The following is a 19047-nucleotide window of genomic DNA, read 5'->3' on the forward strand; positions in this document are numbered from 1 at the left end:
GTCACGCCGTGACCGGGAAGCGGCGGTCCAGCCCGGTGATGCGCAGCAGCCGGGCCACGCGCGGGGGAACGCCGGTCAGGGACAGCGTGATGCCTCGTGTCCGGGCACGGCCTTGCACGCCGACCAGCACGCCCAGCCCGCCGGCCCCGAAGAAGGTGACCTGGGACAGATCCAGGACGAGCAGGTCGGTGCTGTGGTCGAGGGCGGTGATCAGCCGCTTGCGCAGCCGGGCTGTGGTGAAGATGTCGATGTCCCCCGACAGATGCACGAGGGTCGGCGCCGAGGCGCTGGCCCCGGCGAGCGGGGCGGTGTCGATGACGGTCATGGAATGTCTCCTCACGGGAGAAGCTGAAAGGTGATGAGATGCCTGCCGGCCGGAGATCGGCCCGCCGCCAGTAGGGGCGGTGCCAGGACCGCTCGATCCGGCCGGCAGGCGGCACACGGGGTCACTGCGACGTTGTCGGCCGTCCTGTGAAGGACTGCGCCGGCTGCCCGATGACCGACCCGCCCTCGTCCTCCCAGCGGGCCGAGCCGTCGGCCGAGGCCCGCGGAGCGGGGCTGGCGGGCAGATGCGCGAGGGTGAGGATGGCGTCGATGCTCAAGCCGGCGATATCCTGGGCGGTGAGCTTGAGCGTGGCCTCGGCGGCGCCGGCGACGGTGCCCGCAGGGATGATCAGCAGGACGACCGGCTCGCCGGCGGCGAAGCTGAGCGTGATCACGCGCGGGTCGGTGTGGCGGAACCAGCCGATGCGGACCTGACGCCCGCGCGCCGGGATGCGGCGCGGGATGTTCTGCCATGCATCGCCATGGACGCCGATGCGGAGCGTGATGCGATCCAGCAGCCGGTCGACGGCGGCGATGAGGCCAGGCAGTTCGGCGGCCGCGTCACGGGAGGAGGGCCACCAGGCCCCGTCCACCACCGCCCGCTGATTCGGCACCGGCCGGAGACTGAGGCGTAGCGCGGAATCGACCTGAGGGACTGCGGAGGAGGCGGCGCTGAGAGGCGCGGAGTAGGAAAGAAGCGTCGGCGTCATGATCTGCCTGACCTGTCCGGGCCCTGAGAAGAGGGCCGGTGGTGGTTCGCCGGGGGCGACGCAGACCTGAATGCCAACGCTCGAAAAACCTCGGTACCTTCAATGTACGTCATGACTTCCGGAATTGCGTGTTTCCGGAAGTAGACTCCGGGAGTGACTTCCGGAAACACGCCCGTAGAGATCTCCCAGCCCTCCGGAACAGCTTCCGGAAACACCAGCCGGTCGCGCGCGGTCGCGCTGCCCGGCCCGTACGCGGCGATCCTCGCCGCGTACGGCACCGCGCTGCAGCGCTCCCCGCTGGCCGACTCCAGCAAGACCAAGTACGTCTCCCGGCTGCGCGGCTACCTGGCCTGGCTCGCCGACCAGGCCGACGCCGGCGCGCTGGACGGCGACCCGCTCACCGACCCCATCGCCGCCACCGGCGCGGTGCGCGACTTCCGCCGGCACCTCAAGAACGGCCGCCGCGCCCCCAACACCATCGACACTTACCTGTCGGCCATCGACGACTTCTACACCCGCCGCGGTCTCGGCAAGCCGCAGGCCCGGCGCGAACGCGACGCCCGCCGCACCGCGCCCCGCGCCCTGGACTCCCGCCGGGCCCGCCGCTACGTCCGCCACGTCCAGCTCACCGCCGGCCCGCGCGACAAAGCCCTGGCCCTGCTGCCCTACTTCGCGGGCTTGCGCATCGCCGAAGTCGTCGGACTCGACCTGACCGACGTACGCCTGTCAGCCCGCAAGGGCGAACTGCGCATCCGCGGCAAGGGCCGCGACGGCGGCAAGATCCGCCACCTGCCCATCCACCCCGACCTGCGCCAAGCCCTGACCGACTGGCTCCAGGCCCGCGCCGGGTGGAACGGCGCCGACAGCACCGCGGTGTTCCTCAACCAGCGCGGCGGCCGCCTCAGCGACCGCGCCGCCCGCGACATCATCACCGGCCTCGGCGAGGCCTGCGGCATCAACGACGACCCCACCGAGCCCTTCGGGCCGCACGTCCTGCGCCACACCTTCGCCACCCAGCTCATCCGCGACGGCAAAGACCCGATCCTGGTCGCCGAACTCCTCGGCCACGGCTCGCTGGACACCACCCGCCGCTACGCCCTGCCCACCGAAGCCGACAAGCAAGCCGCCCTGGACGCCCTCATCACCGACCACTAGACCGGCCTGCCGGTAACGTCGACGGTAGCGCTCCGACTACCTAATGTGGCAGTAGGTAGATCACTGTCGCGCTGTGAACCAGAACGAAATCCGGCGCGAGCCGCGTACGGGCAGAGGTGGGGCAGAGAGCTCCCTGACCAGTTGGAACCTCGCTAACGCCGGATTCCGTTCCAAATCTCTGCGACCCCCTACACGTACACGGTCCAGTGGGCGGGCAACGCCGACTACACATCCGCCAAGGCCGACCACGAGGTGCAGGTCAAGGAGTGGGAGGAGTAACCGCAGCGTGAGCCGCTGAGCTGCGCTACCGCGTCGCGACCATTGAAGCCCCGCTCGACCATCAGATCCGCACGGTCGCCATCATGCCTGCTTACAACTGCACTTGCTCGCGCTGCTGTCAGCATGCGATCACCTCGTGCACCACTTGGCACGCCTCCGCCGCATCGTCGCCGTACAACCAAGCCAGCTTGCCGCCTGCGTCGTGGTCCAACGCCAGCCGTCGGACCAGGCGTCGAGCACGCCGACCTTCTCGGTCGGGCCGACCAGGTCGGCGACGGCGTCTCGGTCACCGAAGCCGCTCGCGCCCTCAAGATCGGCCGCTCTACAAAAAACTTGGAGCACCGACGCGGCCTGCGGTCACGGCGCGCGGTCGGCTGAACGTGGCGTGACCAGGCCGGCCTCGTAGGCGGCGATGACGAGCTGGGCGCGGTCGCGGGCGTTGAGCTTGGCCAGCAGACGGCCGATATGCGTTTTCACGGTCCCGGGACTCACCTGGAGCCGCACACTGAGCTCGGCGTTGGACAGTCCGTGGGCGACGAGGGTGAGCACCTCGCGCTCCCGCTCCGTCAACGTGTCGAGCCCGCGAAAGGTCTGCTGGAGCGGCCGCTGTACGAACTCCGCGATCAGCCGGGTGGTGACGATCGGCGCGAGCAGCGTCTCACCCGACGCCACCACGCGGATGCCCTTCAACAGGTCGTCCGGAGGCGCGTCCTTGAGCAGGAACCCGCTGGCACCCGCGCGCAGCGCCGCATAGACGTACTCATCGAGGTCGAACGTGGTCAGGATGAGCACCCGCGTGTCCCCGGCGATCTGCCCGGTCGCGGTGATGCCGTCCATCTCGGGCATTCTGACGTCCATGAGCACCACGTCGGGTGACTCCGTACGCGCGAGCGCCACCGCCTCCTGCCCGTCGCCCGCCTCCCCCACCACGGTGAGATCGTCCTCCGACTCGATCAGCAGGCGGAAACTGCCGCGCAGGAGCGCCTGATCGTCGGCGATGAGTACCCGAATCACGAGCCTCTCCCTGCCGCCCCCATCCCTGCCGGGCCCGGCCCGGTCCGCGGACGCCCTGGCCGGACCCGCCGACTCCGCTTCCTCCGGCTCATGCTCGTGCTCCTCGTCATCGCGTCCATCATGACCGATCCGCGCCTACCATTCGCACCACGTCGACGCTTGGAACGCCTGCCGTACGTATCTCCGTGCGCCACTGCGGCGCTCTGGCGAATGGGCTCGTCGTTCGAGCACGCCCGCGCCTCACCGGAACGCCCGGCGCTGCGCCCGCTCCCCCGCGAACTCCCAGGCGGTCAAGGAATCTCCCATGACGCGTGCACACCGAACCCCCTTCCCGGAAGCGGGCCGGCCTCGAAGGTGCCGCCGTACAGCAGCGCCCGTTCGCGCATTCCCGCCAGCCCGTGCCCACCCGGCAGCACCCGCTGCCCAGGCCCGTCGTCGACCACGGAGATCCGCACCCTCCCATCGGCGACCGACACGTCGGCCTGGCAGTGGGCGGGAGCGGCGTGCTTGACGACGTTGGTGATCGCCTCCTGGACGATGCGGTAAACGGCCGGCGCCATGCTGTCGGGCACGGTTCCGTTCACCGACAGATCGACCTGCACGCCGGCCTCCGCCGCCCCGTGCGCCAGGGACGGCAGGTCGGCGAGCCGAGGCAGCGGCGTCCTGCCGGGTGCGCCGCCGGATGCGCGCAGCGCGCCGAGAACATGGCGCATCTCCGCGAGCGAGCCGCGCCCGATCTCCTCGATGGCCCGCAACGCCTTGCGCCCTTCCTCCGGATGCTTGTCCAGGACTTTGGCCGCCACCCCTGCCTTGACGGTGATCAGGCTCATCGAATGGGCGACGACGTCGTGTAGTTCGCGCGCGATCCGCAGGCGTTCGTCGGCCGCCGCCTGCTCGGCCTGCCTCCTGGCCTCGCGGGCGGCGAACTCGCGGCGGGTGCGCGCCGCCGTGCCGAGACTCCAACTCGCCGCGAGGACCAGCCAGGCCGTACCGATGATGAAGACGGGGTCGGGCCACCCGTCCGAATATCGTGGTGGGCCCGGCAACGAGAGGAGCAGCGAGCCTCCGTTGACCAGCAGGCCCGACACCAGGGCGATCGCCGATCGCCACACCGGCCGACCGGTCGCCACCGGGTAGATGGCCAGGGCCGCCACGGCCGTCGGCATCAGCCGGTTGGTCTGCAGCGCGGCGAGCACGGCAAGGCCGATCAGGAGCGCACCGTAGTAGGCGGGCTCCGGCCATACCCGCCGCACCGCCACGGGCACCGCGAGCAGCCAGCAAAGCGCCATGGTCACAAAGTTCGTGGTCAGCTCCGGCGGACTCGCCGTGGACGCCAGCGCCAGCAGCACCGCGACCACGGTGTCGGCCAGGATGAGCATCCAGGGTGGAGGCCGCCGGGCGAGCAGGTTCACATGCCGACGTTATCGAGGAACGGCCGGGGGCGAATCGGAGCACGGGCCGTCGGACCAGGGTCGTACTCCGCCCACGTACGCCCGTACCGTACGACCCTGGTCCGATCCCAAAGATCGGATCTGGCTCCGATGTGCGGGCCCGCTGCCGCACAGCATCGTTGCCGCCATGAACCGACGCAGACTCATCGCCGTGTGCCTGGCGGCCTGTCTCGCCGTGCCGCTCGGCGGCATCGCGCTGGCCTCGGCGCAGGCCCACGGCCTGGTGTGGACGGACTGCGGTGACGGGCTGCGATGCGCCGAGCTGATCGTTCCCGTGGACTGGGCCGATCCCGGCGGGCCCAGAACCTCGGTGCACGTGGCCAAACTGCCCGCGACGGGCAAGAGCATCGGCCTGCTGATCGTCAACTTCGGAGGGCCCGGCACCAGCACCTCGATGTTCAGGCGGAAAAGTCAGCCCGACGCTCAGGCGGAGTTGCCGAACCTGCTCGACGAGTTGCAGAGGAGCTTCGACGTCATCGCCATCGATCCGCGCGGCCTGTCGGAGCCCGCGAGCGGCAAAAGGGTGAGCTGCGCGAAACCCGAGCCCTCCGTCTACGGACTGCTCCTGGCCAGGACGAAGCAGGAGTGGGACGCCCACGCCGCCGAGAACGCGGCCCATCAGGCGAGCTGCCGCACAGCGGCCAGATCGGCCTGGCGCGGGATGACAGCGTGGAACGTGGCGCACGACATCGACGCCCTGCGCGCCGCACTCGGCCAGGACAAGATCATCTACGCGGGCAACTCCTACGGCACCGTCTACGCCCAGGCATACCTGGAGCTGTTTCCGCAGCGGGTCGGCCGCATGTACTTCGACGGCACCGCCGATCACACCCAGCGGGAGTTCGAGCCCTGGATACGCAACTACGCGCTCACGCAGGAGCGCCATCTCACCCGCTTCCGCGACTGGTGCGCCCGCCGCACCGACTGCGCCCTGCGTGGCACGGACGCCGGCAAGGCGTGGGACGAGCTCGTCGCCAGGGTGCGCCGCGCGCCACTGCCGGCCTCGGCCGGGCGGACGGTGCATGAGGGGCAGCTGTACGCCGGCGCGACCAAAGGCATGAATCCGGCATTTTGGCCCCAGCTCGCCACCGCCATCCGCAAGGCTCTCGACGGCGACGCCGGCGACTTTCTGGAGGAATTGCTCCCGGAGCAGGGCGGCGCGTCGGTGAGCCAAGACTCCTTGTGCAACGACTTCATGCCGACGCTGCCGACGTATGAGGAGTTTCAGGGCATCGAGGCCAGACTCCGTGAGATCGCGCCGAGGTTCGGTTGGCTCGAGGGACGTTTAGAGCTCGGTCGCTGTTGGGGACGCAGCGGGGGCGCGTCCTGGGCGCCGCATCCACTGCGCGTGAAGGACGCCCCGCCGATCCTCTTCGCGATCGGGGAGCTCGACAACAACACCAACTATCTCGGGCAGGCGCACGTGGCCGAGCAGATCCCGTCCGCGCGCGTCCTGTGGCACGGCGACGGCCACGCGTCGTGGGCGCGAAACATCTGCCTGCGGCGGCACGTCAGTGCCTACCTGACCACGGGGGAATTGCCCGCGCCGGGCACGCGCTGCCCGGCCGAGATCATCCAGAAGGTGGGGAAATGATCGAGGTCAGAGAGCTGACGAAGATGTACGGCTCCACCCGCGCGGTGTCCGGTCTCACGTTCGACGTCAAACCCGGGCAGGTCACCGGTTTCCTCGGGCACAATGGCGCCGGCAAGTCCACCACCATGCGCGTGATCCTCGGTCTCCACGCGCCCACGTCGGGCCAGGCGTTGATCAACGGCGTCCGCAAACACGACCTGCGCGACCCCATGCGCGAGGTCGGTGCCATGCTCGACGCGGCCGAGGTGCAGGGCGGGCGCAGCGCGTTCGCTCACCTCGAGGCGCTGGCGTACGCGGGCGGGATAGGGCGCCGCAGGGTCGTGGAGGTGCTGGAGGAGGTCGGCCTGGCCGGGGCGGCACGCAAGCGGATCGCCGGATTCTCTCACGGGATGCGCCAGCGCCTTGGCATCGCGGCGGCACTGCTCGGCGACCCGGGCGTGCTCATCCTCGACGAGCCGGCCAACGGCCTCGACCCCGACGGGATCCGCTGGCTCAGGACACTGCTCAGATCCCTGGCGGCCGAGGGGCGCACCGTCCTGCTGTCGAGCCACCTGATGACCGAGATGTCCCTCACCGCCGACCGGCTCATCATCATCGGCCAGGGCCGGCTGATCGAGGACGCCTCGACGGCCGACCTGCTGGCCCGTTTTCAGAGCGGCGTACAAGTCCGATCGCCCCATGCGGCCTACCTGTCCAAGGCACTCCGAGCGGCCGGAGCAACCGTATGCCCCGCTCAGGGCACCAGCGCCGGTGAGGAGCCGACGTCCGGCCGGCCCGCAGGCGCTGGAGAGGAATTGCTGGTGACCGGCCTGACCAGAGCCGCCATCGGCGACATCGCCCTGGCGAACGGCTGCGCCGTTCACGAGCTGGTATCGCGCCGGACATCACTGGAGGAAGCCTTCATGGAGATCACCCAATGATCAACCTCGTCGCATCGGAATGGCTCAAGCTACGCTCGCTCCGAGCCACCTACTACGTCCTGGCCTCCACTCTCTCGGCCCTTGCGCTCACCGGCTTCGCCGCCTACTCGATCTCGCACTACTTCGACACCAACGGCCCCGGCGGCGAAGCCGTCGGCACGGGTCTCAGCCTCAGCGCCGACATTCCGCCCGTGCTGTTCGGCATGCTGGGCGTGTTCGCCATCTCCGGCGAGTACACCACCGGCATGATCAGACTCACGCTGACCACGATCCGGAGCCGGTGGACGCTCCTTCTGGCCAAGGCCGCCGTGGTGGCCGCCGTGGCCGCTGTCGCGGGCCAGGCGCTGGCGTTCGCCACCTACGTCACCGCACAGGCCGTAGTGGCCGGGCGTCCCATCGGCGCCTCGTTCGCCGAACATGCGGCCCTGACCGAGGTGCTGACCACCGGCGCCGGCTCCGCCGTCGCCGCGGTGGTGGGACTGGGCCTGGCCACGGTGCTGCGTTCGACACCGGGAGCGCTCATCGCGCTGGTCGTCCTCCTGCTGGTTCCGACCGTGGTCGAGCGCTTCCTCCCGGCCCCGTGGAACGACTGGATCAGCTCCCTGACAATTCCGTCGCTGGCCAGGCAACTGGCCGCCGTACCCGACGCCGGAGCCTTCGGTCCCTCAACGGCCACCGTCATCCTGATGGGTTACGTCGTGGTGTCCCTCCTGCTGACAACCGTGGCGATCAACCACCGCGACGCCTGACCGGACCCCTACGGTCGGCCATGTACGTGGAAGGGGCCTCTATCACGTACCTGGCCGCTCGCCGCTTCGCTACGGGTTGGGGCTCGCCATCCACCGGGGTCACCACGACCGCGAACTGTTCCCGACGGGCGCATCCACCTCGACCTGCGCGGCGACGACGCCGAACACGCGCTGCCCCCGCACGAGGCGCTGGGCCGCCTGCTGGCCGCCGTCGCGCGTGTTCGATCAGGACATTCCGGCCGACACCCGGTCACGGGCCGCGCGCCGGCGCACCGAGACGACGGCCGCAGGTCGCCTGTGCTGCTTGACAACACGGCCTCGGCCGCTGCGCCGGGCCGGACCCGCTGGATCTGCTCGACCCGGGCGGCGGGGCGGAACGCAGGCCCGTCTTCGGCTGCTCGAACCGCCTGCTCGAACCCGATGCTCGTTCCGGCTGCTCGACGCCGAGGCGCAGCGCCTGTATCGGTTGCTGAGCCGCTGACGGCACGCCGGGCTCGCCCTCGATCCCAGCGGCGTCACCCTCTCGCCGGGCGCGGCACTGTCGTGGTCGGACAGCGAGCCGGCGTCGTTGGGCACGATCTGCCAGTTCGCGGTCAGGAAGGGACGGCCGGAGCGGGCGGTCACCCTTGCCGCCGCGGTACACCGGGCGGGGGCGTGCTTGATCACGGTTTGGTGTTGCACGACCGGCCGATCTTGACGTGGGAGCACCCACGGGACGTTATTAGAACGTCTGTTCCCATTCGTGCGGGAGGTCCTTGTGCGCCAGCCACTGGTTCGCCGATTAGCCGCTCACTGTGGCGTCACCGGCCTGATCACCGCTCTGATCACCGGCCTGCTCACTGTCGCGGCCCCCGTGGCCTCGGCGGCCGACACCACGACCGACCTCGGGGTGACCTTCGACTCCTACACCGCCGACCTGGCCGTCGGCGGCGGCCGGGTGTTCGTCGCCGCCGACGACCGGATCATCGTGACCGACACCGGCGGACACCTCACCGGCGGCGTGGTCACCGGCCTGTCGGGTGTCCGCGAGCTGGCCATGAACGCGGACGACACCCGCCTGTACGCGGCGCTCACCGACTCGAACGAGGTGGCCGAGATCGACACCGCGAGCCTCGCCGTCACCCGGCGGATCGACCTGTCGGCCCACCCGTGCCCGTCCACCCTGGCACTGCTGGGCGAGCGGCTGTGGGTAGGGCACGGATGCGACAACGGCCCCGGCGGCGTCGTCGGCCTGGATCTGAGCGCGGCCACACCGGCACCGGTGGCGGTCGGAGGCGAGCACCCGCGCGCTCCCGTGCTCGTGGCCGCCGGCGACACGCTCGTGGTCGGCCGGAACAGCCTGCACCACGCCGACCTGCTGGTCTACGACGTCGGCGGCGGCGCCCCGGAGCCGCGCGGCACGATCGACGGCGAGGAGTGGAGCATGGACTACCTGCGCGACCTCGCCCTGACCTCCGACGGCACCACCCTGTTCTCCGCGGCCGACACCCCCGGCCACTTCACCAGGTACGACACCAGGACCTTGGCGGCGACCGGCACCTACGGCGACGGCTGGGACGGCTATCCGTCGGCGGTGGCGCTCGGTTCGGGCGGCGCCTACGTCGCCGCGGGACGCCAGTGGGGCAGCACCGACCTCACACTCTACGACGCCGCGACCGGCGCGGCGATGTTCGCGGCCGACCAGCCGGACGCCGAACTGCTCCCGGACGGCGTCGCGTTCTCCGGCCCGGATGTCTTCGTGCTGCTGCGGAGCTCCGCGGACCGGCTGCTGCTGTGGCGGGTGACGGGCGTCGCGCTGCCTGCGTCCAATCTGACGGTGACGGCTCCGGCGCGCGCGTACGCCGGCTCGCCGGTCACCGTCGAGGGGCGGCTCACCCGCACCGACGGCAAGGCGCTCGGGCTCAAGCCGCTCGCGGTGACCCGGCGCCTGATCCACGGGACGAAAGAGCCGATCGCCGGCGTGACGACGCAGAAGAACGGCACGTTCACTTTCGAGGACACGCCGCCGGACATCGGCGAGGTCACCTACTTGGTGTTCTGGGACGGCGACGACCACTACCGCCGGAGCAGCGCCTCCGTCACCGTGACGGTCAGGCACAGTTCCACCCTCACCATGGACGGGTCGCAGTCAGGCGTCGTCGGCACGGCCATGGAGCTGACCGGCGTGCTGACGGCGGGTGGCAAGCCGCCCTCGCCGGGGGCCACGCTCACCGTGCAGCGCAGCGTGTACGTCGACAACGTCAGCGATGGAAGCGTCAAGCTCCCACCGGTGAACGTGAACGCCGACGGCACGTACACGTTCACCGACACGCCCGCCATCGCCGGCAGGTACAGCTATCTCGCGAGGTGGTCAGGGGAGGCCACGGCCGGGCCGGCCAAGGCCACTCATCAGATCATGGTCGAGTGACCTGCCGGCCGTGCCCGGTCATCGGAGCCGGGCACGGCCGGCAGCCCTTCATCGCACCGCCGAAGTCGAGCGAGCCCGCCAGGTCCGATCCTCATGACGGGCCTTTTCGGTTGCTCAGGCGAAATCAGTCGGCGGGCTTGCCGAACCAGCGGGAGAGGTGGTCGTCCAGGTCCTGTTGATCGTCGCCGATCCAGGCGACGTGGCCGTCCGGGCGTAGCAGGACGCCCGGAACATCCAGTTCCGCAGTGGGATCCGCGAGGTAGTCGACCCGGTCTGACCAACGGCCGACGGTCAGGCGTTCGGTGCGGTCCAGCAGCAGGCCGCGGCCGCGATGCAGCAGACCGTAGAGGTGGCCCTGTTTCAGGTGGATGTCGCGCAGGCGGCGGCCGAGCAGGTCGGGGCCTGCGCCGAAGTCGTAGCGGATGCCGATCGCGGTGATCTTCTCGATCAGACGACGGTTCACCTCGTCGAAGTCCATCAGTTCGGTGAGCAGCCTGCGCACGGCCCGCGGGCCCGGTTCGGCGGACAGCAGTTCCACCTGGGCGCGGGTGTTGTCCAGCACGTCCTCGGCGACCGGACGACGTTCGGCCTGGTAGGTGTCCAGCAGTGGTTCCGGCGCCCAGCCGCGGATCTGTGCGGCCAGTTTCCAACCGAGGTTGACTGCGTCCTGAACGCCCAGGTTGAGGCCCTGTCCGCCGATGGGTGGATGGATGTGTGCCGCATCGCCGGCCAGCAGCACCCGCCCGACCCGATAACGTTCGGCCAGCCGGGTGGCATCCCCGAAGCGGGACAACCAGCGCGGGGAGTGCACGCCGAAATCGGTTCCGGCGATAGTGCGCAACTGTTGTTGGAAATCCCCGAGGGTGGGCGGTTCCGCGCGGTCGCTGACTCCCGCGGCGGGCACTACGACGCTGTAGACCCCTTCGCCGAAGGGCCGGAGCCAGAATGGCTGATGGGTCTCGCGGATCTCGGTCACCTTGGCGGCGATCTCCTCCTGCGGCACGCCCACTTCCATCTCGCCCATCAGCGTCTCGGTCCGCGAGGGCTCGCCGGGGAAGCCGACACCGAGCAGTTTGCGCACCGTACTGCGCCCGCCGTCACAGCCGACCAGATAGCGCGAACGCAGCTGTCCCCCGTCGGCCAGCTCGACGGTCACCCCCTCGTCGTCCTGCTCGAAACCGGTCACCGCGCAACCGCGCCGGACCTGCGCACCCAGTTCGGCCGCATGTTCCGCGAGCAGATGTTCGATGACCGGCTGCGGGATGCCCAGCAGATAGGCGTACGCGGAATCCAGGCCCTTGGGCACGGGTTTGGGGATGGCGGCGAAGAAACCGCCGGCCGGACGCCGTCTTCCCTGCCGGAGAACGCGCTCCAGCAGTCCGCGCATCGCCATCAGCTCGAGACTGCGCATATGCAGACTGACTATGCGGACGAACGACGCGGGCTCGGTTTCCTTCTCCAGAACGAGGACCCGCACATCGTGCAGCCGCAGTTCGGCGGCCAGCATCGCACCGGTCGGCCCGCACCCGGCAATGATCACATCGAAGATGAGGGGCGCGCGATCGGCGCCGGAGGCCGGCGGCCAGAGTGCGGGGACGTCGCCCACCGTGGAGTCACGCTCGACCCTGTCGTTCGACGACGGCTCGGCGGCGAACTGCTGAGAGTGCATAGGTGTTGCCTTTCGGGAGTGCCTTGTTGGCGAGGCGCTCCCGGCGACACCTACGTCAATCGCCCGGCCGTGATGGGAAGGGGGAGCACCCACATCGATACAGCGTTCATGGGTCTCACCTCCTCGGGCGGTGTCACGGTCGCCTGCAAGCTACAAGCCCGAGCATCATCCCGTCCAATCCTTTTCCGGACAGGTGGTCACGGCTCCGAACGGGCCCGTGCGGTTGCAAACGGGGATGGACCGCTTGGACGAGATTTTCTATGGTGCGGTCATGAAGGGCCGGTATCAGGTGTACTTCGAACGTGCCCGGATCCCCATCGCCGCGGTGGACGGGCTCGGCCGGGTCAGGGAGAGCAATCCTGCCTTCCGCTCCGTGGTGGACCGCACCGCCGAGGAGCTCGACGGTCTCCTGGCGGAGGAGCTGCTCGCTCCTGGTGAGATCGACGCGCAGCGGCCCTTCTGGCGGATGCTGGCCTTCGGGCGGCTGAACGTCTACCGGACGCGGTTGCGGCTCATCCGCGGGAACGGGGCCGTGATCCGCGCCCGGGTCAGCGCCTCCGTCGAACACCGCGCGGACGGCATGCCGTGGCGGGCGGTGGCCGTACTGGACGAGATCTCCTCCGCCGCGCCCGTGCTGGGCCCGCTCCAAGGCGAGGTGCTGCGGCTGGTCGCCGCGGGCGCGTCCAACGCGGAGATCGCCCGGCGGCTGTACCTGACCCGCCAGGCGGTGGACTACCACTTGGTGCGGCTGCGCGCCAAGCTCGGCGCCGAGAGCCGGTCGGCGCTACCCGGGCGGGCGTTCGTGCTGGGGCTGTTCGTGCCCGGCGTGTGGCCGCCGCTCCTGCACCCGCCCCTGGCCGGGGCGGGTGGGCCGGAGTGTGGTCACTGCACGCCGAGGAACTGAACCGCCGGGTCGTTACGGGCGGAGGTGCCCCAGACCGCGTCGTATTGGGTGGTGTCGTCGTGCAGGTAGTGCAGCAGCCAGGTGGTGGTCACCCGGCGGGTGATGGCCTGCTGGGTGGCCCGGCTGATCGAGCCGCTGTCGCAACCGATGCCGCCGGAGTCGGTGAAGCCGCAGTGGAAGCCGCCGACGATCGTGCGCAGTTGCTTGGGGGCGAGCTTGGCGTTGTAGATGGGGATCTGGTGGCCCGACGGGCCCGCGACGGTGTCATTGGAGCCGGCGACCAGCTGCATGGGGACGGCTGTGGTGGCCGCGGCGGCCTTGGCGGAGGGATTGGTCTCGGCGGCGGCCAGGTTCGTCACCGTCCGCACCGACGAGTTGCGCGCGGCGGCCAGCACGCTGGCGCCGCCGCCCATCGAGTGACCCGACAGTCCCAGCCGGTTGGTGCGCACGTGGGCGTTGAACCGCGAGCCGGAGGTGGAGTTCTGCGACACCATCCAGGTCAGCGCGGCGTTCAGGTCGTCGGCGAAGGCGCTGTGGCTCGGGAACAGGCCGCCCTGTGAGGTCGGCATGATCGTGATGGTGCCCCAGGAGGCCCAGTGACTGCCCAGAGAGGCGTACTTGCTGATGCTCTGGAAGAATCCGTGGCCGAAGGCCGTCACCGGGAACTGCCCGGAGGCGACGGCCGTGCCGTTCCCCGCCGAGGTCGCCGGATAGTAGACCCTGGCGCCGAACGATCGGCCGGAGGCGGAGACGCTGACGTCGGCGTAGCCGACTGGGTACGCGCCCGGTGCGGACGGGTCGGCGGAGGCCCTGGCGGGGGCGGCCGTGAGGATGAGAAATGGGATCAAGAGGGTCGCGCAGATCCTGACCGGCCAGGAGCGCATGATGCTTCACCAGCTTTCGCGCGTGGGGAAACTGTTACCCGGATTTTGGAAACGATGATTCCCTTATGGCAACACTGGTGGATGCGGACTAGGCAAATGCCAAAAACTCGGCGCTATCTACGCCCCACGGGTCGTCGCTCTGCTTGACGGAGCCCCGCTCCGGCCGGCTCACCCGAGCCGTTCGGCATCGGCGTGCCGCGGGGCCGCGACGGCCGGATAACCGAGATCGTCGCGTTCCACGAGCCGGCCCTGTTCCCGTCGTTCAACCTTCCACCCGTTTCTGGACCGATGAGGTTGCGCGGCGGATGCCGTCTCCATACCTGACGAGGCGATCGGCCGACAGAGGAGACAGCAGTGAACGACCTCGACCGCAGAGGGCATCCGGCTGCTGGACCTGCCCGGTGGCCGGACAGGCAGAGGGAAGCATTACCTCCGTTATCGCGTCAGATCACCCACTGCCGGGCAGGCGCCTGAGGCGATGCGGTCCAGTCGGCCCGTATCGGACTTGGGGACCGGGGCGGACGATGAGCGACGAGGCACGGGACAACCGCGGAACACCGAGCGTGCGCCGCCGCGAGCTGCTCAGCCTGCCCGTCGCCTTGGCCTGTGGCACGGCGGCGCTGACCGCGTGCGGGACCACCCGGCCGGCCGGCGGCGCCGCGACACACCCCCCTGCCCCCAGCGCGGAACAGGCCCAGGAGGTGCCGGTCACGCCATCGGAGGACCTCATGCGCGAGCACGGGGTCCTCAAACGCGTCCTGTTGATCTACCGGGAGGGCATCCGGCGGATCAACGCCGGCGAGGCGGTGCCCGCCCGGCCCCTGCACGCCGGGGCCGGCATCATCCGTACCTTCATCGAGGAGTACCACGAGCGACTCGAAGAACGCTACGTCTTCCCACGCCTGGTCAAGGCCGGCAAGCTGACCGACACCGTCCCCATCCTGGTCCGGCAGCACCAGCGCGGCCGCGTGCTGACCGGCCGCATCCTGGACGCCACCGCCAGACCCACCCCCCAGCAGGCCCGTCGCGACCTGGCCGCCGACCTGGCCGCCTTCATCCGCATGTACGAGCCCCACGAGGCACGCGAGGACACCGTGGTCTTCCCCGCCATGCGCGACGTCATCCCGCCCAAAGAGTTCATCCAGATGGCCGAGACCTTCGAAGATGAGGAGCACCGCCGTTTCGGCGCGGCCGGCTTCACCGGCGTTGTCGAGCAGGTGGCCGACATCGAAAAGACGCTCGGCATCTACGACCTGAGCCAGTTCACACCCCGCGTATGACGCGCAACTGGCATTGACGCGGCATGCGGTCTGCTGATGTCCGGAGCGTTCAGCGTCCTCTGCTCATGTAGGCGCGCAGCGACAGCGGGACGAAGATCACCAGCAGCGCGGCAGACCAGAGCAGGACGGTGGTCACCGGATGCGCGAGGGGCCAGGCCACGTTTCCGGCCAGGCCGCCCGGGTTGCCGAACAGCTCCCGTGAGGCGGCGGTGAGCGCGCTCACCGGGTTCCAGTCGGCCAGGAGGCGCAGCCAGCCCGGCATGCCGTCGGTCGGGACGAACGCGTTCGACAGCATCGTGAACGGCAGGAACAGCGGCACCATCGCGTCGGCGGCCTGGTCGTTCTTCACCGCCAGGCCCACGTAGACGCCCACCCAGCTCAGCGCGTACCGCAGCACGATCATCAGCAGGAACGCCTGGGCGGTGGGGATCAGGCCGTGGTGCGGCTGCCAGCCCACCAGCAGGCCCGCGCCCACCATGATGGCCAGCATCAGCAGGCCGATCAGCAGGTCGGCGCCGGTGTGCCCGAACGGCACCGCCAAGCGCGCCATCGGCATGGAGCGGAACCGGTCCATCACACCGCGGGAGGCGTCGGTGGCCATCCGCGTCATGGCCGCCATCACCGCGGAGAAGGTCACCATCGCGAACAGGCCGGGCATCAGGTACTCGCGGTAGTCGCCGCCGTCCGGCACCTGGATCGCGCTGCCGAAGACGTACCCGAACAGCACCACCATGACGGCCGGGAAGATCAGCGCCGCGACGAGTTCGCCGGGATCGTGTCGCAGCCGTCCCAGCTCGCGGCCGACCAGGGTCAGCCCGTCGGTGAACGTCCACCGCAGGCGGTGGCCCAGCGGCGGGGCGAGGTCGGTCATCAGACCAGTTCCTTCCGGTCGGTGAGGCGCAGGAACACCTCGTCGAGGGTGGGGCGGCGCAGCCGCACGTCGGCCGCGGCGACCCCGGCGCGGTCGAGCTCGCGCACGATGTCGGCGAGCCGGAAGCCGCCGCCCGGCAGGGCGACGCCGAGCCGGTCGGCGCCGGTCATCGTGGGATCGGTCCCGGCCAGGGCTTTCAGCACGGTCGCCGCCGGACGCAGGGCGGCGGGGTCTTCGAGGATGACGTCGAGGCGGTCGCCGATCGTGGCCTTCAGCTCGTCGGGTGTGCCCGTGGCGATCACCTGTCCGTGGTCGACGACGGCGATGTCGTCGGCCAGCTGGTCGGCCTCGTCCAGGTACTGCGTGGTGAGCAGCACCGTGGTGCCGTCCGCCACCAGCTCGCGGACGCTGTCCCAGATCTCGCCGCGGCTGCGCGGGTCCAGGCCGGTGGTCGGCTCGTCCAGGAAGAGCACCTCGGGGCGCAGGATGAGGCTGGTGATCAGGTCGAGGCGGCGCCGCATGCCGCCGGAGTAGCCGGTGACCTGCCGATCGGCGGCGTCCATCAGACCGAAGCGTTCGAGCAGCTCGTCGGCCCGCCGATGCGCCTCACGCCGGGACAGGTGGGAGAGGCGCCCGAACATGCGCAGGTTGCCGCGGCCGGTGAGCTTCTCGTCCACGGCGGCGTACTGGCCCGCGAGCCCGATCCTGGCGCGCACCTGGCCGGCCTCGCGGACGACGTCGTATCCGGCGATGCGGGCGTGCCCGGCATCGGGGTCGGACAGGGTCGCCAGGATGCGCACCGCGGTCGTCTTCCCGGCGCCGTTGGGCCCCAGCACGCCGCAGACCGTTCCTCTCGGGACGCTCAGGTCCAGCCCCCGTAGCGCATGGGTGTCGCCGAAGGACTTGTGCAGCCCCTCGGCGAAGACGACCGGATCCGCCATGACTCCTCCACTGGGTACGTTGTACGCGGTTATGCCGGTCAGGCTAAGTTACTGGGTACTATGTACGCAAGTAGGGGGTGGAACGGTGACCGACGCCGAGTACGTGAACATCTGGATGCGGCCCGAGCGCCCCGCCCGCGGGCCGAAGCCGATCTACAGCCGGGCGCAGATCACCGAGGCGGCCGTCCGGATCGCCGACGCCGAGGGCCTGGAGGCCGCCACCATGCGGCGGATCGCCGCCGAGATCGGCGCCGGCGCGATGTCCCTCTACCGGTACGTCCCAAGCCGCGACAACCTGGTCGAGCTCATGGCCGACCGGCTGATGGGCGAGATCGACGTCACGGGCATGCCCTCGGGCGACTGGCGCGCCGACCTGACCCGCTACGCCGACGGGCTGCGGGCCATGTGGCTGAGGCACCCGTGGATCGCCACCGTGCAGCGGTCACTCCCCAGCTTCGGCCCCAACCAACTGCTCCTGATCGAACGGTTGATGGGAGTGCTCGACGCCTTCGTCTCCATCGACGAGAACCTCGGCCTCGTGGCCATGCTGAACAGCTACGTCGAGAGCTCCGCGCGCGAGGAGATCAGCTCGGCCAGGGAGGTCCGCCGCAGCGGGCTCAGCGAGTCGGAGTGGATGGCACGGAGCTACCCCTACGTCGACCGGCTGGTGAAGAGCGGGGAGTACCCGATCTTCACCAAGATCGTGATGGAGGCGCGCCAGCCGCACCTGAGCCGCGAGGACCAGTTCCGGTACGGGCTCCAGCGTGTCCTCGACTGCATCGCGGCGGCCCTCCCAGCTGAGCACCACTGACTATGTGGCCGCCTGCCGTGGTGGGGTGGGCAGTTGGACGACGGTCCGGAGTCCGCCCGCGGGGCGCGGGACGATGGTGAGGGACCCGTCGTGCACGTGGATGATGCTCTTGACGATCGCCAGGCCGAGGCCCAAGCCTGCGTGGTCGTCGCGCGTTCTTCCGGTGCCGCGCTGAAACGGTTCGGTGAGTGTCGAGACCAGTTGCGGGGACAGCTTCTCACCGCTGTTCTCGACAGTGAGCGCCACGGTCTCGGAGCGGACGCTGGTCGTGACCCACACGGTGCCCTGTTCGGGCAGGTTGTGGACGATGGCGTTGTGCATAAGGTTCGTCGTCATTTGCAGCAGGAGCGCTGGCGACCCGACAGCCGGGGTGATGTCACCGGAGGCATGAAGGGTGACACCGCGTTTCTCGGCGAGCGGGAGAAGTGTTTCGGTGGCCTCTTCCATCAGAAGGGACAGGTCGACGGGTTCTCGGGTGAAGAACCTCTGGTCAGCGCGGCTGAGCACGAGTAGCGCCTCGGTGAGGTCGATCGCCCGGGCGTTGACGGCGTGCAGGCGGTCGACGAGTTCGCCATGGTCGTGCGCCGGATCATTGCGGGCCACGTCGAGAAGCGACTGCGAGATCGCCAGCGGGGTGCGCAGTTCGTGAGAGGCGTTGGCCGCGAATCTCTGCTGTTCGGCGACGTGTGCTTCGAGCCGTGCGAGCATCGTGTCGAAGGCGTCGGCGAGTTCGCGGAACTCATCTCTGCGGCCCTGTAGCCGGATTCGGTGGGAGAGTGATCCGTTGGCGGCCCTGCGTGTGGCGTCTGTGATGCGAGTCAGAGGGGTGAGCATGCGGCCGGCGAGAATCCACCCTCCTGCGAGACCGAACACCAGCAGGAACGCGAACACTGCGGCTGCCGCCGGAGCGAAAGCGTGCAGGGGGTCGGGCCGGTTGGGAACGAAACGACCGGGGCTGAAGAGCACGCCGTCGGACACATAACGCCGAAGGAACACCCACACGGCCGCGAGTAGCAAGGCACCTGCAAGCGTGACGAACCCGGCATAGCTGAGGGCAAGTTTGAGACGAACGCTCAAACCAGGC

At 69.8% G+C, this 19047-nt stretch carries 17 protein-coding genes; 8 read left to right on the plus strand and 9 right to left on the minus strand.

All coding sequences use genetic code 11. The features are described from left to right. Position 1 precedes the first annotated feature (1 nt). Positions 2-325, minus strand: a complete 324-nt coding sequence (locus IEY82_RS19045; RefSeq protein ID WP_189125502.1) for an STAS domain-containing protein — start codon at positions 323-325, stop codon at positions 2-4. Between the two features lie 121 nt (positions 326-446). Beyond that, on the minus strand, positions 447-1034 hold the full coding sequence (locus IEY82_RS19050) for a DUF5994 family protein (RefSeq protein ID WP_225263337.1): 588 nt from the start codon (positions 1032-1034) through the stop codon (positions 447-449). A gap of 153 nt (positions 1035-1187) precedes the next feature. On the opposite strand from IEY82_RS19050, the gene IEY82_RS19055 reads away from it, so the two are divergent. Next, on the plus strand, positions 1188-2189 hold the full coding sequence (locus IEY82_RS19055; RefSeq protein WP_189125504.1) for a tyrosine-type recombinase/integrase: 1002 nt from the start codon (positions 1188-1190) through the stop codon (positions 2187-2189). A gap of 636 nt (positions 2190-2825) precedes the next feature. On the opposite strand, the gene IEY82_RS19060 is transcribed toward IEY82_RS19055, so the two are convergent. Next, complete coding sequence (locus tag IEY82_RS19060; RefSeq protein ID WP_189125505.1) at positions 2826-3482, minus strand: response regulator; 657 nt, start codon at positions 3480-3482, stop codon at positions 2826-2828. Positions 3483-3772: 290 nt separating this feature from the next. Beyond that, positions 3773-4894 (minus strand): sensor histidine kinase, encoded by a 1122-nt coding sequence (locus IEY82_RS19065; protein ID WP_189125506.1) that lies wholly within the window; start codon positions 4892-4894, stop codon positions 3773-3775. A gap of 166 nt (positions 4895-5060) precedes the next feature. Here IEY82_RS19065 and IEY82_RS19070 point away from each other — a divergent pair, with 166 nt between their 5' ends. The 4 genes from IEY82_RS19070 (at position 5061) to IEY82_RS19085 (ending at position 10603) form a co-directional block, all read left to right on the plus strand. Beyond that, entirely contained in the window at positions 5061-6527 is a 1467-nt protein-coding gene (locus tag IEY82_RS19070) for an alpha/beta fold hydrolase (protein ID WP_189125507.1), read from the plus strand. Further along, complete coding sequence (locus IEY82_RS19075; RefSeq protein ID WP_189125508.1) at positions 6524-7447, plus strand: ATP-binding cassette domain-containing protein; 924 nt, start codon at positions 6524-6526, stop codon at positions 7445-7447. The genes IEY82_RS19070 and IEY82_RS19075 overlap by 4 nt, the downstream gene beginning before the upstream one ends. Then, positions 7444-8196 carry an ABC transporter permease gene (locus IEY82_RS19080; protein ID WP_189125509.1) on the plus strand — a complete coding sequence of 251 codons (753 nt, stop codon included), beginning with the start codon at positions 7444-7446 and terminating at the stop codon, positions 8194-8196. The genes IEY82_RS19075 and IEY82_RS19080 overlap by 4 nt, the downstream gene beginning before the upstream one ends. 757 nt (positions 8197-8953) lie before the next feature. After that, positions 8954-10603, plus strand: coding sequence for a YncE family protein (locus IEY82_RS19085; RefSeq protein ID WP_189125510.1), 1650 nt, complete (start codon positions 8954-8956; stop codon positions 10601-10603). A gap of 124 nt (positions 10604-10727) precedes the next feature. Here IEY82_RS19085 and rox read toward each other — a convergent pair whose 3' ends face one another. Then, complete coding sequence (gene rox, locus IEY82_RS19090) at positions 10728-12152, minus strand: rifampin monooxygenase (protein ID WP_225263396.1); 1425 nt, start codon at positions 12150-12152, stop codon at positions 10728-10730. 391 nt (positions 12153-12543) lie between these two features. Here rox and IEY82_RS19095 point away from each other — a divergent pair, with 391 nt between their 5' ends. Further along, positions 12544-13176: a LuxR C-terminal-related transcriptional regulator gene (locus IEY82_RS19095; protein WP_189125512.1), complete on the plus strand. Its 633-nt coding sequence runs from the start codon at positions 12544-12546 to the stop codon at positions 13174-13176. Here IEY82_RS19095 and IEY82_RS19100 read toward each other — a convergent pair. Beyond that, positions 13155-14024, minus strand: coding sequence for an alpha/beta hydrolase family protein (locus IEY82_RS19100; protein WP_225263339.1), 870 nt, complete (start codon positions 14022-14024; stop codon positions 13155-13157). The genes IEY82_RS19095 and IEY82_RS19100 overlap by 22 nt on opposite strands. Positions 14025-14584: 560 nt before the next feature. Between IEY82_RS19100 and IEY82_RS19105 the strand changes: the two genes are divergently transcribed. Continuing rightward, positions 14585-15340: a hemerythrin domain-containing protein gene (locus IEY82_RS19105; RefSeq protein WP_189125514.1), complete on the plus strand. Its 756-nt coding sequence runs from the start codon at positions 14585-14587 to the stop codon at positions 15338-15340. Positions 15341-15389: 49 nt separating this feature from the next. Here the strand turns inward: IEY82_RS19105 and IEY82_RS19110 are convergent, their stop codons facing one another. Next, entirely contained in the window at positions 15390-16211 is an 822-nt protein-coding gene (locus tag IEY82_RS19110; RefSeq protein ID WP_189125515.1) for an ABC transporter permease, read from the minus strand. After that, on the minus strand, positions 16211-17152 hold the full coding sequence (locus IEY82_RS19115; RefSeq protein ID WP_189125516.1) for an ATP-binding cassette domain-containing protein: 942 nt from the start codon (positions 17150-17152) through the stop codon (positions 16211-16213). Before IEY82_RS19115 ends, IEY82_RS19110 begins: the two co-directional genes overlap by 1 nt. A gap of 85 nt (positions 17153-17237) precedes the next feature. On the opposite strand from IEY82_RS19115, the gene IEY82_RS19120 reads away from it, so the two are divergent. Then, positions 17238-17963 carry a TetR/AcrR family transcriptional regulator gene (locus IEY82_RS19120; protein WP_189125517.1) on the plus strand — a complete coding sequence of 242 codons (726 nt, stop codon included), beginning with the start codon at positions 17238-17240 and terminating at the stop codon, positions 17961-17963. Here IEY82_RS19120 and IEY82_RS19125 read toward each other — a convergent pair whose 3' ends face one another. Next, positions 17964-19040, minus strand: a complete 1077-nt coding sequence (locus tag IEY82_RS19125) for a sensor histidine kinase (RefSeq protein ID WP_308015988.1) — start codon at positions 19038-19040, stop codon at positions 17964-17966. Positions 19041-19047: the final 7 nt, after the last annotated feature.

Source organism: Nonomuraea cavernae (assembly GCF_014646355.1).
GTDB lineage: Bacteria > Actinomycetota > Actinomycetes > Streptosporangiales > Streptosporangiaceae > Nonomuraea > Nonomuraea cavernae.